29 protein-coding genes are annotated in these 23,454 nt (G+C 31.3%); 14 read left to right on the top strand and 15 right to left on the bottom strand.

Going from position 1 to position 23,454, the window contains the following annotated elements; translation table 11 throughout:
• Positions 1-110: 110 nt before the first annotated feature.
• Positions 111-488, top strand: coding sequence for a hypothetical protein (locus tag NIL_RS04845; RefSeq protein WP_187648477.1), 378 nt, complete (start codon positions 111-113; stop codon positions 486-488).
• On the opposite strand, the gene NIL_RS04840 is transcribed toward NIL_RS04845, so the two are convergent.
• Complete coding sequence (locus NIL_RS04840; protein WP_187648476.1) at positions 467-2,107, bottom strand: ferredoxin-like domain-containing protein; 1,641 nt, start codon at positions 2,105-2,107, stop codon at positions 467-469. The two genes, NIL_RS04845 and NIL_RS04840, sit on opposite strands and share 22 nt — an antisense overlap.
• 101 nt (positions 2,108-2,208) lie before the next feature.
• On the opposite strand from NIL_RS04840, the gene NIL_RS04835 reads away from it, so the two are divergent.
• Entirely contained in the window at positions 2,209-3,561 is a 1,353-nt protein-coding gene (locus NIL_RS04835; protein WP_187648475.1) for a dynamin family protein, read from the top strand.
• A 3-nt stretch (positions 3,562-3,564) separates the two neighbouring features.
• Here the strand turns inward: NIL_RS04835 and NIL_RS04830 are convergent, their stop codons facing one another.
• The 4 genes from NIL_RS04830 to NIL_RS04815 form a co-directional block, all read right to left on the bottom strand.
• Entirely contained in the window at positions 3,565-4,275 is a 711-nt protein-coding gene (locus NIL_RS04830; RefSeq protein WP_187648474.1) for an OmpA/MotB family protein, read from the bottom strand.
• A gap of 9 nt (positions 4,276-4,284) precedes the next feature.
• Entirely contained in the window at positions 4,285-4,983 is a 699-nt protein-coding gene (locus NIL_RS04825; protein WP_187648473.1) for an OmpA/MotB family protein, read from the bottom strand.
• A gap of 2 nt (positions 4,984-4,985) precedes the next feature.
• Positions 4,986-5,744, bottom strand: a complete 759-nt coding sequence (locus NIL_RS04820) for a motility protein A (protein ID WP_187648472.1) — start codon at positions 5,742-5,744, stop codon at positions 4,986-4,988.
• A gap of 66 nt (positions 5,745-5,810) precedes the next feature.
• On the bottom strand, positions 5,811-6,080 hold the full coding sequence (locus tag NIL_RS04815) for a hypothetical protein (protein ID WP_187648471.1): 270 nt from the start codon (positions 6,078-6,080) through the stop codon (positions 5,811-5,813).
• Between the two features lie 44 nt (positions 6,081-6,124).
• Between NIL_RS04815 and NIL_RS04810 the strand changes: the two genes are divergently transcribed.
• Entirely contained in the window at positions 6,125-6,328 is a 204-nt protein-coding gene (locus NIL_RS04810) for a hypothetical protein (protein ID WP_187648470.1), read from the top strand.
• A 146-nt stretch (positions 6,329-6,474) separates the two neighbouring features.
• Here the strand turns inward: NIL_RS04810 and dksA are convergent, their stop codons facing one another.
• Entirely contained in the window at positions 6,475-6,825 is a 351-nt protein-coding gene (dksA, locus tag NIL_RS04805; protein ID WP_187648469.1) for an RNA polymerase-binding protein DksA, read from the bottom strand.
• 120 nt (positions 6,826-6,945) lie between these two features.
• On the opposite strand from dksA, the gene NIL_RS04800 reads away from it, so the two are divergent.
• Positions 6,946-7,392 carry a GatB/YqeY domain-containing protein gene (locus NIL_RS04800; RefSeq protein ID WP_187648468.1) on the top strand — a complete coding sequence of 149 codons (447 nt, stop codon included), beginning with the start codon at positions 6,946-6,948 and terminating at the stop codon, positions 7,390-7,392.
• Positions 7,393-7,406: 14 nt separating this feature from the next.
• On the opposite strand, the gene trpC is transcribed toward NIL_RS04800, so the two are convergent.
• The 4 genes from trpC to NIL_RS04780 are packed head-to-tail and all read right to left on the bottom strand — an operon-like array spanning position 7,407 to position 10,526.
• Positions 7,407-8,195 carry an indole-3-glycerol phosphate synthase TrpC gene (gene trpC / locus NIL_RS04795; RefSeq protein WP_187648467.1) on the bottom strand — a complete coding sequence of 263 codons (789 nt, stop codon included), beginning with the start codon at positions 8,193-8,195 and terminating at the stop codon, positions 7,407-7,409.
• Complete coding sequence (locus NIL_RS04790; protein ID WP_187648466.1) at positions 8,192-9,484, bottom strand: tetratricopeptide repeat protein; 1,293 nt, start codon at positions 9,482-9,484, stop codon at positions 8,192-8,194. Before NIL_RS04790 ends, trpC begins: the two co-directional genes overlap by 4 nt.
• Complete coding sequence (locus NIL_RS04785) at positions 9,463-9,846, bottom strand: YkgJ family cysteine cluster protein (protein ID WP_187648465.1); 384 nt, start codon at positions 9,844-9,846, stop codon at positions 9,463-9,465. The genes NIL_RS04790 and NIL_RS04785 overlap by 22 nt, the downstream gene beginning before the upstream one ends.
• A complete protein-coding gene (locus NIL_RS04780) occupies positions 9,834-10,526 on the bottom strand; it encodes a tRNA1(Val) (adenine(37)-N6)-methyltransferase (protein ID WP_187648464.1) in 693 nt (230 codons plus the stop codon). The genes NIL_RS04785 and NIL_RS04780 overlap by 13 nt, the downstream gene beginning before the upstream one ends.
• A gap of 50 nt (positions 10,527-10,576) precedes the next feature.
• Here NIL_RS04780 and kdsB point away from each other — a divergent pair, with 50 nt between their 5' ends.
• Positions 10,577-11,293, top strand: coding sequence for a 3-deoxy-manno-octulosonate cytidylyltransferase (kdsB, locus tag NIL_RS04775; protein WP_187648463.1), 717 nt, complete (start codon positions 10,577-10,579; stop codon positions 11,291-11,293).
• Positions 11,294-11,300: 7 nt separating this feature from the next.
• Here the strand turns inward: kdsB and NIL_RS04770 are convergent, their stop codons facing one another.
• The 4 genes from NIL_RS04770 to rsmD form a co-directional block, all read right to left on the bottom strand.
• Positions 11,301-12,170: an aspartoacylase gene (locus tag NIL_RS04770; protein ID WP_187648462.1), complete on the bottom strand. Its 870-nt coding sequence runs from the start codon at positions 12,168-12,170 to the stop codon at positions 11,301-11,303.
• Positions 12,130-13,089, bottom strand: coding sequence for a hypothetical protein (locus NIL_RS04765; RefSeq protein ID WP_187648461.1), 960 nt, complete (start codon positions 13,087-13,089; stop codon positions 12,130-12,132). Before NIL_RS04765 ends, NIL_RS04770 begins: the two co-directional genes overlap by 41 nt.
• Before the next feature lie 76 nt (positions 13,090-13,165).
• Positions 13,166-13,963, bottom strand: coding sequence for an ABC transporter permease (locus tag NIL_RS04760; RefSeq protein WP_187648590.1), 798 nt, complete (start codon positions 13,961-13,963; stop codon positions 13,166-13,168).
• Positions 13,964-13,977: 14 nt separating this feature from the next.
• Positions 13,978-14,574, bottom strand: coding sequence for a 16S rRNA (guanine(966)-N(2))-methyltransferase RsmD (gene rsmD / locus NIL_RS04755; protein ID WP_187648460.1), 597 nt, complete (start codon positions 14,572-14,574; stop codon positions 13,978-13,980).
• A gap of 92 nt (positions 14,575-14,666) precedes the next feature.
• Between rsmD and NIL_RS04750 the strand changes: the two genes are divergently transcribed.
• Entirely contained in the window at positions 14,667-15,884 is a 1,218-nt protein-coding gene (locus NIL_RS04750; RefSeq protein WP_187648459.1) for an argininosuccinate synthase, read from the top strand.
• Between the two features lie 61 nt (positions 15,885-15,945).
• On the opposite strand, the gene NIL_RS04745 is transcribed toward NIL_RS04750, so the two are convergent.
• Positions 15,946-16,554: a DUF502 domain-containing protein gene (locus NIL_RS04745; RefSeq protein WP_187648458.1), complete on the bottom strand. Its 609-nt coding sequence runs from the start codon at positions 16,552-16,554 to the stop codon at positions 15,946-15,948.
• Between the two features lie 70 nt (positions 16,555-16,624).
• Here NIL_RS04745 and NIL_RS04740 point away from each other — a divergent pair, with 70 nt between their 5' ends.
• The 8 genes from NIL_RS04740 (at position 16,625) to NIL_RS04705 (ending at position 23,440) form a co-directional block, all read left to right on the top strand.
• Positions 16,625-17,356, top strand: a complete 732-nt coding sequence (locus NIL_RS04740; protein WP_187648457.1) for a ferredoxin-thioredoxin reductase catalytic domain-containing protein — start codon at positions 16,625-16,627, stop codon at positions 17,354-17,356.
• 70 nt (positions 17,357-17,426) lie between these two features.
• Positions 17,427-17,873 carry a 50S ribosomal protein L9 gene (gene rplI / locus NIL_RS04735; RefSeq protein WP_187648456.1) on the top strand — a complete coding sequence of 149 codons (447 nt, stop codon included), beginning with the start codon at positions 17,427-17,429 and terminating at the stop codon, positions 17,871-17,873.
• Positions 17,873-18,409 carry an ATP-dependent protease subunit HslV gene (hslV, locus tag NIL_RS04730; protein ID WP_187648455.1) on the top strand — a complete coding sequence of 179 codons (537 nt, stop codon included), beginning with the start codon at positions 17,873-17,875 and terminating at the stop codon, positions 18,407-18,409. Before rplI ends, hslV begins: the two co-directional genes overlap by 1 nt.
• Positions 18,409-19,740: an ATP-dependent protease ATPase subunit HslU gene (gene hslU / locus NIL_RS04725; protein ID WP_187648454.1), complete on the top strand. Its 1,332-nt coding sequence runs from the start codon at positions 18,409-18,411 to the stop codon at positions 19,738-19,740. The genes hslV and hslU overlap by 1 nt, the downstream gene beginning before the upstream one ends.
• Positions 19,741-19,816: 76 nt before the next feature.
• Complete coding sequence (gene era, locus NIL_RS04720) at positions 19,817-20,698, top strand: GTPase Era (RefSeq protein WP_187648453.1); 882 nt, start codon at positions 19,817-19,819, stop codon at positions 20,696-20,698.
• 179 nt (positions 20,699-20,877) lie between these two features.
• Entirely contained in the window at positions 20,878-22,395 is a 1,518-nt protein-coding gene (locus NIL_RS04715) for a hypothetical protein (protein ID WP_187648452.1), read from the top strand.
• Complete coding sequence (locus tag NIL_RS04710; protein WP_187648451.1) at positions 22,392-23,039, top strand: type 4a pilus biogenesis protein PilO; 648 nt, start codon at positions 22,392-22,394, stop codon at positions 23,037-23,039. The genes NIL_RS04715 and NIL_RS04710 overlap by 4 nt, the downstream gene beginning before the upstream one ends.
• The gene (locus tag NIL_RS04705) at positions 23,021-23,440 is read left to right on the top strand and encodes a hypothetical protein (protein ID WP_187648450.1); all 420 of its coding nucleotides are present in this window, start codon (positions 23,021-23,023) and stop codon (positions 23,438-23,440) included. Before NIL_RS04710 ends, NIL_RS04705 begins: the two co-directional genes overlap by 19 nt.
• Positions 23,441-23,454 lie beyond the last annotated feature (14 nt).

Genomic DNA, 23,454 nt, shown 5'->3' with positions numbered 1-23,454 from the left:
AATATCAAGATTATTTAGCATATCCAAATAAATTGAGCAAAAAATTTGAAAACATTTATAACTTTTTCTTTTTTTGATATAATAATTCAGAGTTTAAAAAGGAGATCGAGATGTCTTTGAATATTAATATAGATGATGTATTTGAAAAAATAAAAACACCTTTTCAAAAAGATATTTTTAGAGCAAAAAGATATGAGATTCCGATAACTTTGCTTGTAATGAGTATCGATGAGAAGGATTTTTTGGATCATTTTAGAAAATCTGACTATCTTTTTCATCTTCAAGATGATCTTTATATTTTGTCTGCACTTTTTACAAATTATGATGAAGGTTTAAATATGGTAAAGAGATTAAAAAGAGAGTATGAGTTTCAGTATGGAAAAGATTTACCAATATTTAATGTTACATACCAAAAAAACTACCCAGTTCCAGATAAAAAGATGTTAGAAAATATATTAAAAGCTTTTTACGAAGTCTCTAAAAAATAATCTATGTTTGAAAAAACTATTTTTTCTAAGATTTTGATTGTTTGATGAAGATCATTTTTAAAAAAATCTTCTTTTTCAAAATGTTTTATAAGATTTTTTTCGCTCTTATTTAACAATAACTCTTTTTTGGTATAAAGTTTTGCTAAAAACCAAAAAGCTAAAAACTCTTCTGTATATCTGTTTAAAATATTTTTTGAAAACTCTTCAAAATCCTCATAACCGCTGTATTGAAATTCATCGATTATGATTTCTAAGAGATTGTTTAATTTTCTCAAAGGTACAGCCCAGTATATCATCCTAGCACTTCTTTTCCCTTTCGTATATTCTCCGCCGATATAAAGTCTAACACCTCTTTCAACCTCTCCAAAAAGATTTGTTCTAATACCTACAAAACCAATATCGGCTAAAATATGCCTACCGCAACCTTTAAGACATCCGCTGTATCCTATTTTAATATTTAATGTATTTATCTTTTCTAGTATAAGTTTGTCGGCCTCTTTTTTTGTATCAAAAAGCGAATATATACAGTATCTGCTTCCGGCACAAGTTATTATATTTTGGTTTTGAGACAAGGAAGAGATTGGGAATTTTTGCTCTTTTAATCCTATAATATATAGATTTTGATCTATACCTACTCTTATTTCGCTACCGCTACTTTGAACAAAATCTACTATTTGTTCAAACGTTTCGATATCTATCTCTCCATATCGGCTTTTAAATCTATATGCAAAAGTTTCGTTTTTTAGATTGAACCAGTCATCAACTTTTTTATATTTTTCGCAAATAAGTTCCCCTGCGTTTATAAACTCTTTATTGTAATACTCTTTTATCTTCTCTTTAAATCCATCCATGCCAATGTCTTGTATAAGATGGTATAGCCTCGCTTTTGTTCTGTTTTCTCTAAGACCATATTTTTTATAAGCTTTTATGATTGCTTCAAAGAGCTTAGTAACCTCTTCTTTTATTACAAAAATATCCGCATTTTTAGCGATAGCGAGGTTTTTACCTCCAAGATAGAGATTAAAACCGATTTTTTTATCTTTTTCCGCCAAAGCAAAATAACAGTCATTACTAAAAAAAGAGGAGATATTTTTTGAGTTTGCACTTATTGCTGTATTGAATTTTCTTGGAATCATCCCTACAAAATCGGGATTTTTCAAAAAAAGTTTTTGCATCTGTAAAATCAAGGGATAGACTTCAAAGTAACTATTCTCCCCTACTCCGTCAAGTGGATCAGTGACAATGTTTCTAAAGTTGTCTGTAAGTGTCTGCCAAGATGAAATATGCTCAATTTCTAGGTTTTTGTGGATATGCAAAACAGATTCAAAATCAAGATTGTGCAGCTCTATCTGGGCTCTAGCTGTTAGTAATATTTTTGCATCAAATTTTTTTGCATAAAAAAGGACTTTTTTTAGTTCTTCAAGTTCTATTCTACCAGCCGTTATACGTAAGCGAAGCATAAATTTTTGGGGCTCTAGTTTTGTATTGTAAATACCAAAATTTTTAAGATAAAATCTATCTGCTTCGCTTAGATTGTTTGGGTTTAGACAATCTAGTTGTTTGTAATAATCAAAAGGTTTTAGCTTTAACTTTAGTTTTTCGATTTTATTTAGTTTCATACTTTATACCGTTTGTTAAATACTTTTTTGAAATTATATCAATAATTGAAAAAAGATACTCATTTTGTTATACTTCAAAAAAACTAAGAATAAGGTTTTAAATGAAGCCAAAAGAGAGATATAAAAAACTAAAAGAGCATCTGACCCAAGAAAATCCTGTTTTAGTAGAAGTTATAAATGAGTATGAAGAACTTGACAAGATAGCTAAAAAGCTTGGTTTTTTGGATGAAAACAAAACATTTACTGAAGAGATCTCTTGGTGGCCCCTTATATCTGTTTTGGGAACTTTTTCATCCGGCAAATCTAGTTTTATAAACGAATATCTGGGTAAAAAAATCCAAACTACCGGAAATCAAGCCGTAGATAATAAATTTACCGTGATTTGTTATTCTAAAAATAGTGAAGTCATAACTTTGCCGGGAGTCGCTCTTGATGCGGATCCTAGATTTCCTTTTTACAATATTTCAAAAGAGATAGAAAAGATTGACAATACCGAAACGAGTATTAACAGGTATTTACAGCTAAAAACGGTAAATACAGAAAATATAAAAGGAAAAATCCTTATAGATTCTCCGGGTTTTGATGCAGATGTTCAAAGAGACGAGACTCTAAAAATTACTAGACATATCATCGACATTTCTGATTTGGTATTAATCTTTTTTGATGCTAGACACCCAGAACCAGGAGCTATGAGGGATACACTAAACCACCTTGTTGAGGTAGCAAAAAATCACAAAGACGCAGATAAGATTTTATATATCCTAAACCAGATAGATACTTGCGCAAAAGAGGACAATCTAGAAGATATTATAGGAGCATGGCAAAGGGCACTATCTCAAAAAGGGATAGTAAGCGGAAAATTTTACGCTATTTACAACGAAAGTGCAGCAAAAATAGAAAATGAAGAGCAAAAAGAGAGATTAAAGAAGAAAAAAGATGAGGATTTAATAGAGATTTTGGAAAAAATAGATAAAGTACTGATTGATAGAGCCTATAGAATAGTAAAAAATATAAAAACAAAATCTAATGAGATTTTAGAAAATTTGCCTCTTTTGAAAGAGAGATTAAGTAGTTTTAGAACTATACTCTTAATTACCGATATCTTAACAATTGCACTTTTTAGTGTGATAGTTTTATATATAAAAAATTTAGGAGCATCCTCATATGTTGTTTACGGCCTCATAGGGTTTTTAATTTTAGCTTTTCTGTTTTTACATTTCAAAGCAAAAAGTTTTATAGCAAAATTTATGGCAAAGAAAATAGAAAACAGCTTTTTAAAATCTTCTTTTATTTTTCAAACAAAATGGTATAAACCATATCTTTTGGCACCTTCTAAAGCAACAAACAAAAAGATTAAAAACTATTTACATAATCTTATAGACAGATCAAAAACCTTTATCCAAAAACTAAACGACCAGTTTATAACTCTTCAGCACCAAAAAGAGGAGTTATAATATTTAACGCTTCTGCTTTTGTTTTCTTTCGGCATCAACCATTATGTATAGTTCTACTCTACTATTTCTTCTTTGAAGCATAGGATGCTTCCATTTATATAGAGGTCTTGTATCTCCGTAACCCGTTACGGCAATTAAAGAGGGATCAATACCTTTAAATATCAGATATTCAGCAACAGTAGTAGCTCTCTTAATAGAAAGATCCCAAGAGTCATTCACTCCTTTGATTTTCTTATCCGGAGTAGACTCTGAAGTGTGTCCTGCTATTTTCAGTTTTATCTTCTTTTGTTTCAAATCTTTTTGAATAATTTTCAAAGTTTCCGCAATCTCATTAAGAGCTTTTTTTGCTTTTGTAGTAAGTTTATAAGAGTTAGGTTCAAAAAAAACGTCATCAAACATTCTTATAAGAGCATACTCTTTTGTTGCAACTATCTGGTACGATGAGATAGGCAGGAGTTTTTTTATTCTTTTTTTTATCTTTAAAACTACATCTGTTGAAAAGGGAACTATGGGAGGCATTATTGCCGATTGGTCCGGAACAAACTTTGGATCTTCACCTTGAAAATAGGATATAAATTTCATTGCTTTTGTAATATCTACAGTACTCATGGCGTATAACAATATAAAAAAAGTCAAAAGGAGTGACATAAGATCGCTAAAACTAACCAGCCAACCTGGTATACTTTTACACTCCTCTTTTTTTCTTTTTGCCATTATATTTCCTTAAACAGATAAGTCTATTACAAACTCTATTCTTCTATTTTTTGCTCTGTTAGCCGGCGTATCATTAGGAGCTATAGGTTCAAACTCGCCTCTTCCTTCAGCCGCCAAAGCTTTTTGCTCGTATCCGCATTTTAAAAAAAGTCTTAATATGTTTGTAGCCCTTGCGGCAGATAACTCAAGGTTGTTTCTAAACCTTCCGCCTCTAATAGGAACGTTATCGGTATGTCCGACTATTATAAGCGGCAAGCCGGTATCTCTAAGTTTTTCACAAAGAGTCATGATATATGGAATGACATTTTTATAAGGATATGCACTACCTGAGGGGAATATTTTGTCACTAAAAAGTCTTAACTTGATCAAACTTCCATGCGAAACTACTTCCGCATTTAAACCGGCTTTTTGTAACATATCTTTGACTTCATTAAGTTTTTTTTGTACGGCTTTTTTCTTCTTTATTTTTGGATACATAGGAAAATCTAATTCAACTTTTTTCCCTTGAATTATTTTATCTTCGCTCTTTAACGTTCTGCCTCCAAAAGCTTCGGTAATACCTCTGATTGACTGGTAAAATTTTTCTAAAGATATGGTACTCATAGAATAAAGAAGAATAAAAAAAGTTAAAAGGAGAGACATCAAGTCTCCAAAGCTTACAAGCCAGCCGGGAACACTTTTACACTCCTCTTTCTTTTTTCTTGCCATTTTTAGTCACCAACTTCAACACCGTATAAAGCAGCTAGTTTTTGCTGCAAAGAGTTAGGATTCAAACCTTTTTCAATCGCTTTTGCAGTTATCAGATAAGACTCTTTGAACATTAACTCGACATCTTTATAATATTTAAGTTTTTTAACAATAGGAATACAAAAAACATTTGCCAATATAGCACCGTAAAGCGTCGTAATCATAGCAACTGCCATACCTGGACCAAGAGCGGCAGGATCAGAAAGATTTTGTAGCATCTGAATCAAGCCTATCAAAGTACCTATCATTCCAAGAGCCGGAAAAAGTTCTCCTAGTGAGTCCCAAACATTGATCTCCGTAGAGAGTTTTTGATCTATTTGAGCCATTGCATTTTCTACATTACTTTCAATCTCTTCTATGTCTTGTCCATCTATAAGCATTCTCATAATATCGCCAAGCAGCCTATCTTTTTCATAATATTTGTCTATATCTGCTTCTAAAGACAAAATCCCCTCTTTTCTAGCTTTTTTCATAGTTTCAACTAAAAAATCTATTGTCTCCAACGGGTCTGGTGAACTTGGTTTAAAAGCTTTCCCAATAGCTTTGACGCCATTTATAAAGTCCTTCATAGGAAAACCGGCCATTGCGGCAGCTAAACCACCACCTACAACTATAAGTAAAGAGGGAGCATTCACAAAAGCCATAGGACTTCCGCCTATGACTATAGATATGATTATTAAAAGCCATGCACCTATCATACCTACTAAAGTAGCTATATCCATTTACAATCCTACGAGTAAAAATTTATATATTTTATTACTTAATTATCGGAATTTATACGATTTTTTTTAATTTAAAGATTTTATTTTTTCAAAAAGTAGTTTGAGACTATCCATCATCTCTTCATATTCATTAAAATGTATCTCAATTTTTTGTGAGGAATTTTTAAAAAGTATTAAAATAGCATAAGAGTGAACTATTACTTTATCTCTGTTTTGCTCTAACCAATCTAGGGATATTGGTGTCTTTTCCTCGCCCCAAAAACTTACAATCGCACTCGGATATATATTTTTAATATCTTTTATCTTAAATTCGGTATCTTTTATTGATATTTTCATAAAATGATCCTAAAATAAGTTAATCTCTTATATAAAGGATTGTAATGAAAGTGCCTTTAATAATCTCTTATAAAAGCTTTGAACCCGTAAATCTTTATAATGTAGAGAGTTTTACTAGAAAAAACTCAACAATAATATTTCATTTTTCCAAAAGAAGTGTAGAGTGGATATTTCAAAATGAGGAAGAAGCCCAAATAATTTATGAAATAATCTTAAAAAGTTATGTTCGTTATTTAGATAAAGAGTAGAACTCTACAAATTAAATTTCTATAAAATTTTATTTTTATAATGCTCAGAATGACAAGATAGCCATTCTAAAACTATGTAAGAACTCTTTTAAAGCTCAATTAAAATTTATTTAATTTAGAGATGGTTTTATAAAAGAGCTCTATTATTAACGTACAGGTTCTTTTTCAACTATCTCTCGACATACAATACAATATTTGGCATACGGTTTAACTTTCAGTCTAAGTTTCCTTATCGGTTCTCCACACATTTCACAAGTCCCATAAGTACCATTTTCAATCTTTTTAAGAGCCTCTTCTATCTCTTTTAACTCGTTAACTTGCTGTTCATTAATAGCATTATCTATAAGGTTATTGGTACACAACGAAGCATAATCGCCATCATCGTTTATTTCTACACTTTTTAACTCTTCAAGTTCACTATTTGTTTCTAATATATTTTTCTCTATCTGTTTTTTTCTCTCTATAAGCAGTTCTTTAAAATAGTCTAACTCCAACATTCTTTTCCCCCAAAAAAATTTTGAAAAAATTCTATCATATTATTCTTGTTTGAAAATTAATAAATAAGATTTTTATCTAATATTTGTTATAATTTTTCTTAATTTTAAAAAGGAGAGCAGATGAGTGAATTGAAAAAAAAATTGCAAGAAGATCTTAAAATAGCCATGAAAGAAAAAGATACTTTCAAAAGAGATACAGTAAGATTTTTAATGAGTGCAATAAAACAAGTAGAAGTAGATTCAAGAAAAGAGCTTAGTGACGAAGATATCATAAAAATAATTCAAAAAAGCGTCAAACAAAGAGAAGAGTCTGCGAGACAGTATAAAGATGCCGGCAGGGAAGATCTTTACGAAAAAGAGATAAAAGAGGCACAAATACTAAAATCATATCTTCCAAAACAGCTTAGCGATGAAGAGCTTGAAGCAGAACTCAAAAAAATCATAGAAGAAGTTGGAGCTACTTCGTTAAAAGATATGGGGAAAATTATGGGAGTTGCTACTAAAAAACTAGCTTCTGTAGCTGATGGAAAAAGAATAAATCAAACGGCTAAAAAACTGCTTGGCTAGCTATCGAGAGATAACTACGCCAAACCCTTTATCTTTTTAACCTCTTTTGAAATATCCTCTTGTATCATAAAATGTTCACCTATCAAAAAGGCGTCAACACCTATCTTATGCAACTCTTTTATCTGTTCATGGGAGTTTATACCGCTCTCAGCTACGATTATCTTTCCGTTAGGTATTAAAGGAACTAATCTTTCGCTAAGAGTCATATCCATTTCAAAAGTCTCTAAATTTCTATGGTTTATACCTATTATATTTGCTCCTGCAAATATAGCTTTAATTAAATCTTTTTTATCATGTATCTCCACAAGAGCTTCCATCCCAAGATGCCAAGTGTACTCTAAAAGCTCTTTAAGCTCCTTTCTAGAAAGAGCTTTTGCTATCAAAAGTACAAAATCGGCTCCGTAAACTAAAGCCTCCACAAGTTGATATTTATCTATAATAAAATCTTTTCTAAGAAGAGGCATCGGTACATATCTTCTTATTTGAGTAATATACTCAATATCACCTTTGAAATAGTGGGGTTCGGTTAAAATTGAAAGTGCGTCGGCACTCCCTTTTTCATACTCTTTTGCAATATCTATAGGATCAAAATCCTCTCTTATAACCCCTTTGCTAGGACTTGCCTTTTTTACCTCCGCTATTATTCTATAAGGGTTATCTTTTGTTGATCTTAAAGCTGGTTCGACCGGTCTTGGAACGAAAGGGTTATAAGCAAGACTGCGTCCTAGCCAATCTAGGGGAAACTCTTTTTTTCTTTTTTTCAAATCCTCTTTAGTCTTTTTTATAATCTCGTCAAGTATCACCTCTCTCCTTTTTCTATACAATCTTTAATCTTTTGGTAGTGCAATTTTACCTCTTCATCCTTTAAACCAAGCTTCTTGACAACTTTTTCCATCAACTCCCATGCCTCTTTGCATCGACCCTTTTTATAATATCCCCACGCTAAAGAATCCTGATAAAAAGGAGACTCCGGGTTTTGTTTTAAAGCCTCTTTGACAAGCTCTATCCCTCTATCAATGTCAATATCGAAATCGATATAAAGATAACCTAGATAGTTTAGATAAAGACTATTCTTTACACTTTTTATAACCTTTTCGATTTTATAAGAGACATCTTTTAAAAGTTTTTCATCTTTTATTTTAGAAGATTCAAACTCAAATATAGCATTTTGTGCCAAATAGTTTAAATCTCCTGTTTTTATGTATAATCTATTTGCTAGTTGTGCGGCTTTATCATAAGTTTTTGTCATTTTGTAAAGTTCTAATAGCAATTCATCATCAAGTCTAGTCTCTTCTAAAAAATTTATAGCTTTGTCATACTCTTTTTTATATATATAGATCTCTGCTATCTTAAAGCCGTAACTATCCTCTTTAAATTTCTCATATAATCTTTTATATACGGAAAGCAAACCGTCTATATCATTTATTGCTCCGTAAAAACTGACGAGTTTTTGACAAACTTTTTTAGAACATCCGTACATTCTGCTATGAGTTTCAAGATATGCGATAGCTTCATTTTTTTTATCAAGATATAAAAACATTATTGTCGCCATCTGATCAACGGTTTTATCGTTTGGTTTAATCGTATATGCACTTTGATAATATTTAAGTGCCAACTCATATTTTTTCTGAGCCAAATAGAGTGAAGCTAAAAACTCATAATCTTGTGGTTTGTCTGCCATTTTTATTGCTTTTTGAATATATTCTTGAGCTTTTTTAAGATTTTTCAAATGAAAAAATATAACGGCTGTTAGTCTTAGAAGTTTTAAATTGTTTGGATGCTCTTTTAATGCTTTTAAAGACTCTCTTTTAGCTTTTTCATAATCTCTAATAATAATATAGTTTTTAATCTCTTCTATTTTATATTCAACTCTTTTAGTTTTCTTATACAAAATGTTAAATAGTTTTGCAGAGTCTCTATATGCTCCAAGCTGTTTAAAATATAAAGCGGTCATTATAAATCTGTCTTCATCTTCAAAAAGTTTTGGGCAACAGTATTTGCTCTCTTTTTGAGGCTGTTTTAAGGAACATCCAGTAAAAAAAGAGAATATGATAATTAAAATTAACGAAACTATCTTATTATTCCAGGGCATTCTTTTTTAACCTCTTCTATATTTTTTTCATCTTTATATCTATTCCAAAAGGGAAAAGTTCTGCACTGGGTAGGTCTTACCGGATATATCTCGCATCTTTTTTTTTCATAATCAAAAAAAAGACACTGGTATTCGCCACCAACAAATATCTCTTTAATACTAAATCTATATTTTACCTTTTTTAGACAATTTTTTATAAACTCCTCTTCATTTATATCTAAAAATTTCGCGATATCTTCTATCTCTTTTTTATTAACCCAAATATAGCCGCTTTCACCTCTACAACACCTTCCTTCGCAGCTTTCACAGGCTTTTGGATAGAAAAAAAACTTATATCCATCTTTTTTTATTATATCTTGCATTTTATACTGTGTACCCCCGCTTTTTCAAAAGCCTTCATAGCTTCTTTTGTATACTCTCCATCTTCGAATACTATCAAAGGCGGAAAAACCTTACATAAAGATTTGGAACTCTTTTTAGCATATATCATAACTAGATTCGCCTCTTTATCCTTTTTTGGATGTATAAATTTTATAGCTTCAACTGTGAATTTATATTTAGATAAAAGTGAAATCAACCTTTGAAGCTGCTTCGCATCATAACAAAAGATTAGAGCGCCTTTGGGTTTTAATATCTTATTTGTTTTTTTCAACATATCTTCAAGAGGAAGATACATAACGTATCTGCTAATATCGATCTCCTCTTTTTTGCTTCTTATCACATTTTCATGATAAAAAGGTGGATTGGAGATTAAAAAATCAAATTTTTTTTCAAACTCAATGTTTTGAAAATCCCCTACTTTTACATCTATATCTATACCGTTAACTTTGGCGTTGAGGTTTGTAAAAAAAACCATCTTATCCTGCTTTTCTACTGCACTTAGATTAACTGGAAAATCTCTTGCTACTAAAAGCCCCAAAACACCTGAACCAGAACCAATATCTAAAATATTTCCTTTGATTTTGAAATTTCTTAAAAAATCGTACAAAAAAATAGTATCACTATTATAACAGTATCCGTCACTAGGTTGATAAATAATCAAAACTACTCCTAGTTTTTGTTATAATTGTAGCAAAAATTTATGAGGTAAAAATGATTATTATTCCTGCGCGTATGGCATCTACTAGATTTCCAAATAAGATCCTAGCTAAAATCGATGGTGTTCCAATGGTTGTAAAAACGGCTAAAGCCGTAAAAGATATAGATAAAGTCGTAATTGCTACTGATAGCGAGGAAGTTGTAAAAATATCAAACGATTACGGATTTAAAGCGGTACTTACTAGCAAAAATCATAAAAGCGGTACCGATAGAATAAATGAAGCAGCCGCAAAACTAGGACTAGACAAAAATGAGATTATCATAAATGTTCAAGCTGATGAACCTTTTATAGAAAAAGAGGTTGTAAAAAAGGTTTTTGTTCTTACAAAAAAGAATCTTCAAAATGAAAACATCTTAATGAACAGCGCTTACAAATTGGTTGAGAAAGAGGAAGCTAAAGATCCAAATCTAGTTAAAGTTGTAACTGATAGCAGCAATATAGCCCTATATTTTTCAAGAAGCCTAATACCCTACCCTAGAGGAGATACTAAAAAGTATAAAGGACATTTGGGGATATACGGCTTTTCTAGAAAAAACTTAGAGAAATTTTGTTCTTTAGAACCGGCTCCTTTGGAAGATATTGAAAAACTAGAGCAACTAAGAGCTCTTTATCATGGATATAAAGTGGCATTAGTAGAGGTAAAAACGGAAAGTTTCGGTATAGATACGCCTCATGATCTGCAAAGAACACTGAAATCAAAAGGGCTTTAAGCTCCTTTTAAATTTTGCTTTTTTCGCAAAGACAAAAAGCTATTTTCTTTTCATAATATGCCGCTTCATTTATAAAAACTGCATAAAGAGGCTCACCATCGTAAAGTATAGTTTCTCCCTCCAAAGTTACAAAGATAGGTTCTCCATTTTTTAATTGGAAATAATCTTTTCCTAAAATATTCGGATGTATCATTGCCGAGGGTTCGTTTTCTTCTCTTGGAAAATCCACGATTTTAACAATATCGTAAACTTCAACACTTTTACCTATTTCAAACTTATCTTGATTAATCTCACTATCTAAAATTTCAACTGCTCTTTTTACAATCTCTTCGCATCTAAAAAAGATTCTAGGTTCTAAAACACCTTGACATATTGCTCCAGCTTCTAAAGTTATACTGTGAGGAACCGCAGAATTTATAAAATCTCCCTCACTAGTTGAAAACCATCTAAGAATCTTTACATCATCAAACTCTAAAGATAGCTTCTTAGCGACTAAGTTTGAGAGAGGATCATCTTTGGATAAAACTATAGTCATACCCATATTTGCCGTTGTAGTATGTATATCTATTAAAAAATCGCAACTTTTTAACCTCTCTTTTAAAACTTTGGCTCTTTCAAACTCATAAATATACGAATCTTTTGATAGTGCTTTTTTTGAAAAGGAGCGGTTTAGATCATAATCGATATACCTTCTACACTCTTTGAACGCTTTAGGGTTTCCTAAAAGATACTCTATTTTTATATTTTTAGTAACTAAAGGCGTTTTTTGCCACTTTTTAACTAAAAAAGCACCGGTCAATTCGTTTCCGTGAACTCCACCGGTTATAACTACTCTTTTAAGCATAGAGTCTTCTTTTATACTCTTGAACAAACTCATCGCACTCTTTTAAAACTTTATCGAAATTCTCTCGATCTGCCTCGATATTCACCACCATAACCTCCAATATCACATCCTCAATCTCTTTTGATGTTTGCAGATCTTTTTTCGACTTTTCATGAAAATTTTCCACATCTTTACCCTCTAGATGCAGAATCCTTTTAAGTTTAGAATTCATCTCTTCCAAAAAGACCTTTAAAGTTTTTAGATTTTCGTAAAAGCTTTCAAACTTTCCTCTACTCTCTTTTATATCCTCTATTTCAGCAACTCTTTGAGACTCATACTCTTTTGCTTCATTATAAATCTCAAGAGCTTTTTTATAATTTTTCTTTTCTATTATCATACCCGTTATTAACCAGTAAAGACCGGTTAAAACAAGAGGAACGCCTACGAGTAAAAGATATCCAAAAATAGTAGCATCGCCAAAAGGAGCCTGTATAAAACTTCCCAAAGTGGTAACTACTTTTTCGATATTTTGAAGTATGTCTTGAGGATCTTTTATATCTATACCCGATTTTACAATCCCTATACCAGCAATTGCTCCAAATGAGACTAAAAAAATAATTAACGATTTTACCATTCTGCTAAACTTTTTAAAACTAGGTATAGCCAACTCTTTTTTATCTTCTTGTTTAAACTCTTTTTTTTGAAGGGCTTCGTCTTTTTCAAACTCCTCCTTATCTTTTACAACAAAATCGTTATTTTCTAATTGAACTATGATAGAGTGAAAATCGTTTACGGTTTTAGATAAAACTTCATCTTTCAAAACCTCAAATCTAGTAACGGCTTGATTGTACTCCTCTATCTCTTTTTTTAACTCCTCTTCAACCTTTTGAACACACTTTAAAGCTTCTGAAATCAATTCAGTAGTCGTTTTGCCTTTTTTTACTTCAGGCAAGGTATTGTTATTTGTTTCCATATTGCCACCTTTCAATAAGCTTTCTTGATAGATAGTTGAACAATTTTAAGAAATCTTTATGAAAATTTTAACATAATTAGATTAATTTCTCTTTTTTATTAGTAATGCTTTGTAAATAATCTGAAATATTTATCAACGAAAAAGTAATCAAAAATATCATTAGACCCGGGAAAAAACTTACCCACCAAGCTATATCTATAACCTCTTTTCCTTCGCTTAAAATAGAACCCCAGCTCATTTGAGGCGGAACTATTCCCAGACCCAAAAAACTTAGTCCAGATTCACTTAATATTGCACCTCCTACGCCAAAAGTAAAACTTATAAAAAATATAGGAGCTATTAAAGGAGCAAAATATTTTAATATTATTTTATATGAAGGAGTTTTTGCTATCTGCAATATTTTGATAAAAGGTTTGCTAGCTATCGCAAAACTCTCACTTCTTATCATTCTAGCCGTTGTCATCCAACCAGTTATCGAAATAACAACTATTAAAACCAAACTAGAAGCTTCTATGTAGCTAACCAATGCTAAAAGAAGAAAAAATGTTGGAAAAGTTAAGAAAAGATCCACAATTATTACAAAACTTTTATCAATTTTTCCTCTAAAATAACCCGCACTAACTCCTGCTATCAAGCCAATAAAAGAGGCAATCAAAGCACTTCCGACACCTATAGTTAAAGATATTTTACCCCCTTTTATCACTCTTGCCAAAAGATCCCTACCTAGTCTATCGGTACCAAATGGATGATCTAAAGATGGAGGAAGCAAAATTGCCTCTTTATTCAGTTCATAAGCAGATTTGTTATAAAAAAGATCCCCAAAAAAAGATAAAAATATTATCAGTACTAAAATAGCTATACTTACATAAGGCACGCCGGCTCTATTTTTCAAGATTCTCTCTCCACCATATAATAGCTAAGAGAACTTTTTCCAAACTTCCTTTTTTTCAAAAATTTATATTTACCGATAATATCAGGCATATCCATCTTTGTCATATGCTCTATGATGATCATTTCAGTTACATTTTCCGGAATTTTTTTAATAAGCTCAAAAACTTTATCATATATATCTTCCATACCTTCTCTTATAGAAAAAGGAGGATCAAAATAAAAATATGCCCTCTCATCTTTTTTTTGAAGCTCATCTATCACATCGAATAACCTCTCAAAAGCATCGCCTAAAATAACCGTACAAGATTTTTCATCTAAAAGTTTAGTATTTTGGGAAAGAGTTTTAAAAGATTGTCTATCAAATTCTATAAAATAGACATGTTTTGCACCCCTGCTTAATGCCTCAAGACCCACACTACCGCTGCCGCCAAAAACTTCAACAAAGTTTTTGTCTATAACTTCATATTGAAGAGTGTTAAAAAGAGACTCTCTTAAGATATTTTTGGAACTTCTAGTTACCTCTTTTGAGGGGAGTTTTATCTTTTTGCCTTTATATTTTCCGGCTATGATTTTAGTAGAGAGCTCTTTTTTCAACTCCTACTCCTTCATAAAGTTTTAGTTCAATTTTATCATAAACTTTTTTTGGATATCATTTCAATAAAATTTTCACAACAAAAAGGAAGAGTATGGCGAAAAAAGAGGTAAAAAAAGTCGTCTTGGCTTACAGCGGTGGTTTAGATACTTCCATCATACTAAAATGGCTTCAAGACACTTATAAGTGCGAAGTTGTAACTTTCACAGCCGATATAGGACAAGGAGAAGAGGTAGAGCCAGCTAGAGAAAAAGCCTTGAAACTAGGTATAAAACCTGAAAATATTTTTATAGAGGATCTAAAAGAGGAGTTTGTAAGAGATTATGTGTTTCCAATGTTTAGAGCAAACACTATCTATGAAGGTGAGTATCTTTTAGGAACCTCCATAGCTAGACCTTTGATAGCCAAAAAGCAGATAGAGATAGCTAAAAAAGTTGGGGCGGACGCCGTAGCTCACGGTGCAACAGGAAAGGGAAACGATCAGGTAAGATTTGAGATAGCATACCTAGCTCTAAATCCAAATATAAAAATCATAGCTCCTTGGAGAGAATGGGATCTAAACTCACGAGAAAAACTTCTCAAATTTGCTGAGTCACACGGTATCCCTATAGAAAAACACGGTAAAAAAAGCCCCTACTCTATGGACGCAAATCTTCTTCATATCTCATATGAAGGAGGGATTTTGGAAGATCCTTGGAGTGAACCTGAAGAAGATATGTGGAGATGGACTAATTCTCCGGAAAATGCACCAAACAAACCTGAATATATCGAAATAGAGTTTGAAAAAGGAGACCCGGTAGCTATAAACGGTGAGAGATTAACTCCAGCCAAATTACTTGCAAAACTGAATGAATACGGAAACAAACACGGTATAGGAAGAGTCGATATAGTAGAAAATAGATTTGTTGGAATGAAGAGTAGAGGCTGCTACGAAACTCCAGGCGGTACAATCATGCTAAAGGCTCACAGAGCTATAGAGTCTATAACGTTGGATAGAGAAGAGGCACACATGAAAGATAAACTTATGCCAACATACGCCGAACTTATCTATAACGGATTTTGGTTCTCACCAGAGAGAGAGATGATACAAGCAGCCATAGATAAAACACAAGAAAACGTTAACGGAACAGTTAAATTAAAACTTTATAAAGGTAATGTAACGGTGGTCGGTAGAAAATCACCAAATTCTCTTTTCGCACCGGAGTTTAGTACTTTTGAAGAGGATGACGTTTATAACCAAAAAGATGCAGAAGGTTTTATAAAGCTAAACGCTCTTAGATTCATTATCGAGGGGCATGTTAGAAAAAATTAGTTATTAAGAATTTGGTATATTGGTATTTTTTAAAACCAACCAATATACCAAATTATACAAACTACTTTAATCTATCAATGATCTTATCTTTAAATTCATCCTCCGCAACGGCTCCAATTGAGATTATCATCTTCATAGCTTCATCTATTCCAACATCTATAAAATGAGCTTCTTCTTTTTTGACTATTACCGTAAAACCCGAAGTAGGATTAGGACAAGTAGGTACAAAAACTACAATATTTTCTTCATCTAGTACATTTGTTACAAAACCTACTGATTTTAGATGTCTATTTGGAAAAGGTACTAAAACCACTTCTCTAAAAACTTCAGACTCTTTGGTGGCAAAAATCATCTTTAAAAAATCTTTGACAAAGTTATAAATAGTTTTTAAAAGAGGTATATTTTGCATAAGATTGTCTATAAACGCTATAAATATAGACTTTCCGTACTTTTCTATAGAGTACCCAACAACCATCAAAAAAAGAAATATAATAAAAAACATGGAACCTATAAATATATAATTTTCCTCAGAAATAGCAAAAGCTTTATAGAAGTATCCTAACAAAACTTTTTGGAGCCAAAAAAATATCTGTATGACTATTAAAAGTGGCAAAATTGACAAAGTACCAAGCCAAAGATATCTAAATAGCTTTTTTAACAACCTCTTCATATAAAACCTTTATATAAAATTGGATATGCTATTATTTTATCAAAATATTACTGGATAATCGGGAGTTTATATGAGTGAGCAGATAAAAAAAATAGATCCTGAATCATCAGAATTTCAGGAAGAACTAAAAAAAACGATAGAGTTTACTGATAAAGTTATAAAACAGTTTGGATGGGAATATAACCCAGACCCTGAAATAAACAAATCCATACAGTTTGGACTTACCAGAAATAAACTGATTTACGGCAAAAGATATTGTCCTTGCTTTTTTGTAACAGGAAATAAAAAAGAGGATAGAATATGTCCATGTAAACCAGCTATTGAGAAAGAGATACCGCAGGAGGGACTTTGTCATTGCGGAATTTTTTGTACCCCCGAATATGCACAAAAACAGAAAAAAGAGAAGATCTTAGAAGAAGTAGTCCACACTCACTCTAGAGGTCTTACTAAAGAGGAGTGCGAACTACTTTTATCAAAAGATCAGCTTGACGGTGATGAGCTAGAAGCATTAATAGAAGCAAGAGAATTGGGAATGATCGATTTTAATCTTGTAGATGTTAGAGAATGGATGGAGTATAGGGCCGCAAGGATAAAAGGAACTGACTATCTTGTTCCTACTACAACTTTCTACAAGGCTTTAGAACAGTTGCAAGATCAAAAAGATAAACCTATAATACTTTATTGTCACGTAGGAAGCAGAAGTGCATATTGCCAAAGAGTTTTAAAAGACCTTGGTTTTAAACAGGTAGGTAACCTAACGTACGGAATAGTAAGTTACCCGGGAGAGATAGAGAGAGGGTAATAGTTAATAGTTGATGGTTATTAGTTGATAGTTAATAGTTTAGTTTAGTTTAGTTTAAAAAGGAGAAAATATGAAAGTACTTTTAGTAAAAGATGTAAAAGGTTTAGGAAAAGCAGGAGATATCAAAGAGGTTAAAGATGGATACGGAAAAAACTTCCTTATAGCAAGAGGTTTTGCAAAATTGGCCACTGATGCAGTTATAAAACAGTGGCAAGCACAGCAAAAGAAAAAAGCTGAACAAGAGGCTGCCGAGATAGAGAGACTGAAAAAACTAAAAGAAAAAATAGAAAATATAAAACTTGTCGTAAAACATAAAGTTGGGGCAAACGGCGCCCTTTTTGGAGCCATTACAAATAAAGAGATAAGCGAACAATTAAAAAATGATTTCTCTATAGAAGTCGATAAAAAAAATATAGATATTCATCCTCCGATAAAGCAAACGGGTGAATATGAAGTAAACATCAAACTTGGACATGGAATCCACGCAAAGCTAAATCTAATAGTAGAGGCCGAATGATGTTTGAAGCAACAACAATTTTAGGATACAAAGGAGACGGTATCGCCGTTATCGGAGGTGATGGACAGGTAACTTTCGGTAATACCGTCTTGAAAAACAACGCCACAAAGATAAGAACTTTGTATAATGACAAAGTTTTAGCAGGTTTTGCTGGGAGTACAGCAGATGCATTCAATCTTTTTGATATGTTCGAAAGAATTTTGGAAAATCAAAAAGGGGATCTTTTAAAAAGCGTAATTGACTTCTCAAAAGAGTGGAGAAAAGATAAATACCTAAGACGTCTTGAAGCTATGATGATAGTTTTGAACACTAAACATATCTTCATCCTGAGCGGTAATGGAGATGTTGTAGAACCTGAAGACTGCAAAATAGCGGCTATCGGAAGTGGTGGAAATTATGCAATCTCGGCTGCAAGAGCACTTGATGCCCATGCAAATCTTGATCCTAAAACTTTAGTCGAGGAGAGCTTGAAAATTGCAGGAGATTTGTGTATATATACCAACAAAAATATAAAAATTTTGACTTTGGAGGATTAATGAATCTAACACCTAAACAGATTGTAAAATATCTAGACGAATATATAATAGGCCAAAAAGAGGCCAAAAAAACTATAGCTATAGCTCTTAGAAACCGATACAGAAGAATGAAATTGCCTCGTGAAATACAAGATGAAATCATACCTAAAAATATTTTAATGATAGGCTCAACAGGTGTAGGTAAAACGGAAATTGCTAGAAGACTTGCAAAATCTTTCGAGCTTCCTTTCGTAAAAGTAGAAGCTAGTAAATATACTGAAGTGGGCTTTGTAGGACGTGATGTTGAATCTATGGTAAGAGATCTAGTCGCAGCTTCTTTAGTTTTGGTAAAGGAGAAGCACAAAGAGAAAAACAAAGATTTAATCGAAGATTACGTAACTAAAAAGATCTTAGAAAAGCTTTTGCCTCCTCTTCCAAAAATGGCAAGTGAAAGCAAAAAAGAGGAGTATCAAAAAAGTTACGAAAAAATGAAAGAAAAACTCTTAAAAGGAGAGCTCGACAATCTAAAAATAGAGATTGAGATACCAAAAACGGCACTCAATCTAGACGATAGTACTCTTCCGCCTGAAATTGCTAAAGCTCAAGAATCTATAGCTAAAATCTTTACAATAGGTCTAACAAAGGAAGATATTAAAAAAGAGGTAACAGTAAAAGAGGCTAAAGAGCTTTTAAAAACAGAGGCTAGTGAAAAACTTCTTGACATGGAGCAGATTAAGCTAGAAGCTTTGGAAAAGGCCCAAAATGAAGGTATAATCTTTATAGATGAGATAGACAAAATAGCTGTCTCTTCTAAAGTTCAAGGAAGGCAAGATCCAAGTAAAGAGGGTGTTCAAAGAGATCTTTTACCTATAGTTGAAGGATGCAGTGTTAGTACAAAATGGGGAACGATAAAAACGGACCATATACTTTTTATAGCTGCCGGAGCTTTTCATGTAAGCAAACCTAGTGATCTCATCCCAGAACTTCAGGGAAGATTTCCTTTGAGAGTAGAACTTGACTCTTTGAATGAAGAGACTCTTTATAAAATCTTAACTCTAACTAAAAACTCACTAATAAAACAGTATCAAGCACTTTTAAAAGTAGAAGGTGTAGAACTGGTTTTTGAAGATAAAGCACTTAAAGCCATTGCTAAACTAGCTTTCGAAGCCAATCAAAAGATGGAAGATATTGGTGCAAGACGCCTTCATACTATTATAGAAAATCTTTTAGAAGATATAAGTTTCGAAGCTGACGAACATAAAGGCGAAACTATAACTATAACCGAAGAATATGTCCACGAAAAACTGGATAACATAATTAAAAATGAAGATGTAGCAAGGTATATTTTGTAAATTAGTTGAGTGGTTTAAATATTATTTTATCAACTCAACCATTTTAAACTACTCAACAAATAATTAAAGGTAAAAAATGGAGACAAAATCGGGATTTGTGGCACTTATAGGTAGGCCAAATGCTGGGAAAAGCTCTCTTTTAAACTGGCTTTTAGGCGAAAAGATCGCTATGGTTTCACATAAAGCTCAAGCTACAAGAAAAAGACTAAATGCCATAGTTATGCACAAAAATGCGCAAATTATTTTCATTGACACGCCAGGAATTCACGAAAAAGAGAGACTTCTTAATAAATTTATGTTAGAAGAAGCTCTAAAAGCTATAGGTGATTGCGATCTTATCCTATTTTTGTCTCCTGTTACCGATTCTTTAGAGCATTATGAAAAATTTTTAGCATTAAACAAAAAAAAGAGACCTCACATAGTTGTTTTGACAAAAATAGATCAGGTAGATAACGCTGCAATTCTTAAAAAAATAGCACAATTTCAAAAATATCAAGATAGATTTTTAGATCTTATCCCTGTATCTATAACTAAAAATATCGGCAAAGAGGATCTATTAGATACTATCATAAAATATCTTCCCAAACATCCATATTTTTATGATCCAGAGCTTTTGACAACCGAGAACATAAGAGATATATATAAAGAGCTTATAAGAGAAGCTATTTTTGAAAACTTGAGCGATGAGATACCTTACGAAACCGACGTTATCATAGAAAAGATTGGAGAAAGTGAAAAACTAGATAGAGTTTATGCGATGATAATAGTTGAAAAACCATCTCAAAAAGGGATCATCATAGGTAAAAAAGGTTCAACTCTAAAAAGAATAGGAAAAGATGCAAGAATCAAGATGGAAGAATTCAGCGGCAAAAAGATTTATTTGGAACTTTTCGTAGTTGTCAAAAAAGGATGGACTAAAAACAAAAAATCTCTTGAAGAGCTAGGATACTTTTTTTAAGATAAAGATTTAAAAACAAATACCGATAATATTTAAATCGACGTAAATAGTTATCATATTTCATGATATTTCAAAAAAATCCCTTATTTTCCGTGATTCAAAAAAAAATTAAGTAATATTGAGTTAAAATTAATCAATAACTTATTTCATTAACAAATTTCTAAAAGTTAGGAATGTATATGAAAAAAAAAGTATATGACAGTATTGTTTCTATAAACCCTTATTCTGGGACTTTTTATGAAAGCAAACATGCTAAAATAAAAAGAGTCCAATCTCCGAAATTTTCTAAAAACAAATTTTACGTATCTTTTTTAGCAACAAAAAATTTTATCGTTTCACAAATCAGTATAAGCAGAAATATTCCTAACGAAGATTTAAAAGATGCTATAGAGATAAAAGCTTACGAGGAACTAGGTTTAGATCAAACTAAAGAATATAAAATCGAGTTTTTAGAAATACCCACTTTACCTGCAGATAAAGATAGAAAATTCCATATATTCGTTGCAGATCCTTCTAATATCTCAGAAGATTTTCAAGAAGTAATTAAAAAAATAAATTATATTGACATAATATTTCCTACCCCACTTCTTTTTAAATATCTTTATAGGAATGAACTTTTAGATAGTGATGGGGTGCATGTATTTATATACTTCCAGCAAAATGATGCTTTTTTAACCATCTATAGAGAAGGAAAATATCTCTATTCTAAATCTCTAAAATACTCATTTGAAGATATGAGTGAAAGATTTAGTGAACTTTTAGGTGAAAGAGTAGATGAAGAAGAGTTTACGAGATTGTTATCTCAAGAAGGACTAAGAACTTCAAACTTTGAATATCAACAATATTTAATGAAACTTTTCAGCGAAGTTTTTATGCATATAAATGATGTTTTAATATATGCAAAAAGAGCGAATGAAATAGATAAAATTAACAAAGTTTTTATAAGTAGTGAATATGGTCACATATCTGGAATAGATGAATACGCTCAAACATATCTTGGACTTACTGCACTTGATTTTACTTTTGATTACGGTTTTTTAAGTGAAGAACCCTTTATAGAAGATTTACATCAGTTGCTTCACCTTGCAACTCTTAATATATTAGAAGAAGATGAAGAAATTCCAAATTTAACAATTTTCAAAAGGCCTCCCCCCATCTGGCAAAGACCAAGCGGACAACTGATAGCTGTAACGGCGGCTAGTATTTTACTTTCGTTCTCTTATCCTTTATACAACTTAATTTACAACTATAAACTCCAATATGATACTTTTCTCCTCAATAAAGAGTATAAAAAAATTCATCCAGAAAGAACTAGATTGGAAAATAGTATCAACTCCTTGAAAAAAGAAAAAAAGAAAATTATTTCAAAAATAGAAAAAGAAAAAAAGATTTTTAGGATTAGAATGAGTATTTTAAACTCTATTTACGCAAAAAAAGTAAATTATCCTATGAAAGGCAAAATTGTTGCTGAACTTTCGCAAGATTTGATAATCCATCAGGTTAAAACAAAAGCCGTTAGATATCAAGATAATGTAATGGAATGGGACGTAATATCTAACGACGAGAAAAAGATAACAAATCTTATAAAATATATTTCCAATAAAAAAAGCGATAAATATCATATTGAAACAAATAAAATAGAAAAAGATGATAATATTAGTAAATATATAAGCACATTAAAGGTAGTAATAAAATGAAAAAAATAACCGTGTTAGACAAAATTGATGATTTTTTACTATCAAAAAAACCAAGCGAACAAAAGATAATATATTTTTCAATATTTTTGATCTTTTTTGTTATTTCATATCAATATCTGTTTCCATATACTGAAAAGATTGTCCAAAAAAGTAAAAATCAAAAAATAGAAATCGAGACAAAAGTAAACGAAGATAAAAATTATATAGCTTCTATCACAATCGATGGTGATAAAGAGTTTTTAATAAAAAAATTAAAAAACGAGATTAAAAATTTAAAAGAAAATTTTATAAACTTAAAACATAAAAATGAATATTTAGATTATCAAATACATACAATTTCAACCTTACTGTATAATGAAAAAAAATGGGCTAGATTTTTAGACTCTATTGCAGAAAAAGCAAAAAATAATAGTGTTGATATTAATTTTATCAGTAATGAGTTTATAAATATAAACAATAGCGATAATTTTGGACACGTTTTAGAGATAGAGATAGGATGTGAAGGTGGTTTTCAAAATATAGTTGGATTCATAAACTCCATAGAGCAGAGTGAATTGGTTGTAGATATTTACGGGATGGATTTAAAAAGCGACGCAGAGATAGAAACTAAATTAAAGGTATCTGTATGGGGAATAAATTATTAAAACTATTTTTACCATTTTTTATCGTCTTTACATATACCAACGCCCAGAGTGAACTTAAACAAATTGATGAAATAATAGAAAAAATAAAAATTAAAAGAGTAGGTATAAGTGACGATAATATTAAAAAATTGAAAGATCCTTTTTATTACAAAACCAAATCAAGAACAAATATAAAAAGAAAAAGTTTTAGAAGTAATTATATCTCGAGTAGATATAAACTATACGCAATTTTAAATGACAAAGCAAAGATAAATGGAAAATGGTATAAACTTGGCAGTAAAATAAAAGGATTTAGACTTTATAAAATTTGTACAAACTGTGTCAAATTAAAAAAAGGTAGTAAGACTTTTACTCTTTATTTACATAAAAAATCAAAAAAAATAAAAATTAGCGGAAACTGAAATGGAGGCAAAAA

This window comes from Nitrosophilus labii, from assembly GCF_014466985.1.
GTDB classification, from domain to species: domain Bacteria; phylum Campylobacterota; class Campylobacteria; order Campylobacterales; family Nitratiruptoraceae; genus Nitrosophilus_A; species Nitrosophilus_A labii.
Note: the sequence above shows the minus strand (reverse complement) of the source record. Positions and strands in the feature narration are given on the sequence as shown.

Bases quoted from the DNA above. Each gene is read 5' to 3' on its own strand.
- NIL_RS04810 (WP_187648470.1), top strand. From the start codon at position 6,125: ATGAAAGTGCCTTTAATAATCTCTTATAAAAGCTTTGAACCCGTAAAT.
- NIL_RS04830 (WP_187648474.1), bottom strand. From the start codon at position 4,275: ATGGCAAAAAGAAAAAAAGAGGAGTGTAAAAGTATACCAGGTTGGCTG.
- NIL_RS04840 (WP_187648476.1), bottom strand. From the start codon at position 2,107: ATGAAACTAAATAAAATCGAAAAACTAAAGTTAAAGCTAAAACCTTTT.
- NIL_RS04710 (WP_187648451.1), top strand. From the start codon at position 22,392: ATGAAAAAAATAACCGTGTTAGACAAAATTGATGATTTTTTACTATCA.
- NIL_RS04770 (WP_187648462.1), bottom strand. From the start codon at position 12,170: ATGAGTTTGTTCAAGAGTATAAAAGAAGACTCTATGCTTAAAAGAGTA.
- NIL_RS04715 (WP_187648452.1), top strand. From the start codon at position 20,878: ATGAAAAAAAAAGTATATGACAGTATTGTTTCTATAAACCCTTATTCT.
- NIL_RS04745 (WP_187648458.1), bottom strand. From the start codon at position 16,554: ATGAAGAGGTTGTTAAAAAAGCTATTTAGATATCTTTGGCTTGGTACT.
- NIL_RS04835 (WP_187648475.1), top strand. From the start codon at position 2,209: ATGAAGCCAAAAGAGAGATATAAAAAACTAAAAGAGCATCTGACCCAA.
- era (WP_187648453.1), top strand. From the start codon at position 19,817: ATGGAGACAAAATCGGGATTTGTGGCACTTATAGGTAGGCCAAATGCT.
- NIL_RS04765 (WP_187648461.1), bottom strand. From the start codon at position 13,089: ATGGAAACAAATAACAATACCTTGCCTGAAGTAAAAAAAGGCAAAACG.
- hslU (WP_187648454.1), top strand. From the start codon at position 18,409: ATGAATCTAACACCTAAACAGATTGTAAAATATCTAGACGAATATATA.
- NIL_RS04790 (WP_187648466.1), bottom strand. From the start codon at position 9,484: ATGCCCTGGAATAATAAGATAGTTTCGTTAATTTTAATTATCATATTC.
- rplI (WP_187648456.1), top strand. From the start codon at position 17,427: ATGAAAGTACTTTTAGTAAAAGATGTAAAAGGTTTAGGAAAAGCAGGA.
- NIL_RS04820 (WP_187648472.1), bottom strand. From the start codon at position 5,744: ATGGATATAGCTACTTTAGTAGGTATGATAGGTGCATGGCTTTTAATA.
- kdsB (WP_187648463.1), top strand. From the start codon at position 10,577: ATGATTATTATTCCTGCGCGTATGGCATCTACTAGATTTCCAAATAAG.
- dksA (WP_187648469.1), bottom strand. From the start codon at position 6,825: ATGTTGGAGTTAGACTATTTTAAAGAACTGCTTATAGAGAGAAAAAAA.
- NIL_RS04785 (WP_187648465.1), bottom strand. From the start codon at position 9,846: ATGCAAGATATAATAAAAAAAGATGGATATAAGTTTTTTTTCTATCCA.
- NIL_RS04815 (WP_187648471.1), bottom strand. From the start codon at position 6,080: ATGAAAATATCAATAAAAGATACCGAATTTAAGATAAAAGATATTAAA.
- NIL_RS04800 (WP_187648468.1), top strand. From the start codon at position 6,946: ATGAGTGAATTGAAAAAAAAATTGCAAGAAGATCTTAAAATAGCCATG.
- NIL_RS04750 (WP_187648459.1), top strand. From the start codon at position 14,667: ATGGCGAAAAAAGAGGTAAAAAAAGTCGTCTTGGCTTACAGCGGTGGT.
- NIL_RS04825 (WP_187648473.1), bottom strand. From the start codon at position 4,983: ATGGCAAGAAAAAAGAAAGAGGAGTGTAAAAGTGTTCCCGGCTGGCTT.
- NIL_RS04740 (WP_187648457.1), top strand. From the start codon at position 16,625: ATGAGTGAGCAGATAAAAAAAATAGATCCTGAATCATCAGAATTTCAG.
- hslV (WP_187648455.1), top strand. From the start codon at position 17,873: ATGTTTGAAGCAACAACAATTTTAGGATACAAAGGAGACGGTATCGCC.
- NIL_RS04845 (WP_187648477.1), top strand. From the start codon at position 111: ATGTCTTTGAATATTAATATAGATGATGTATTTGAAAAAATAAAAACA.
- NIL_RS04705 (WP_187648450.1), top strand. From the start codon at position 23,021: ATGGGGAATAAATTATTAAAACTATTTTTACCATTTTTTATCGTCTTT.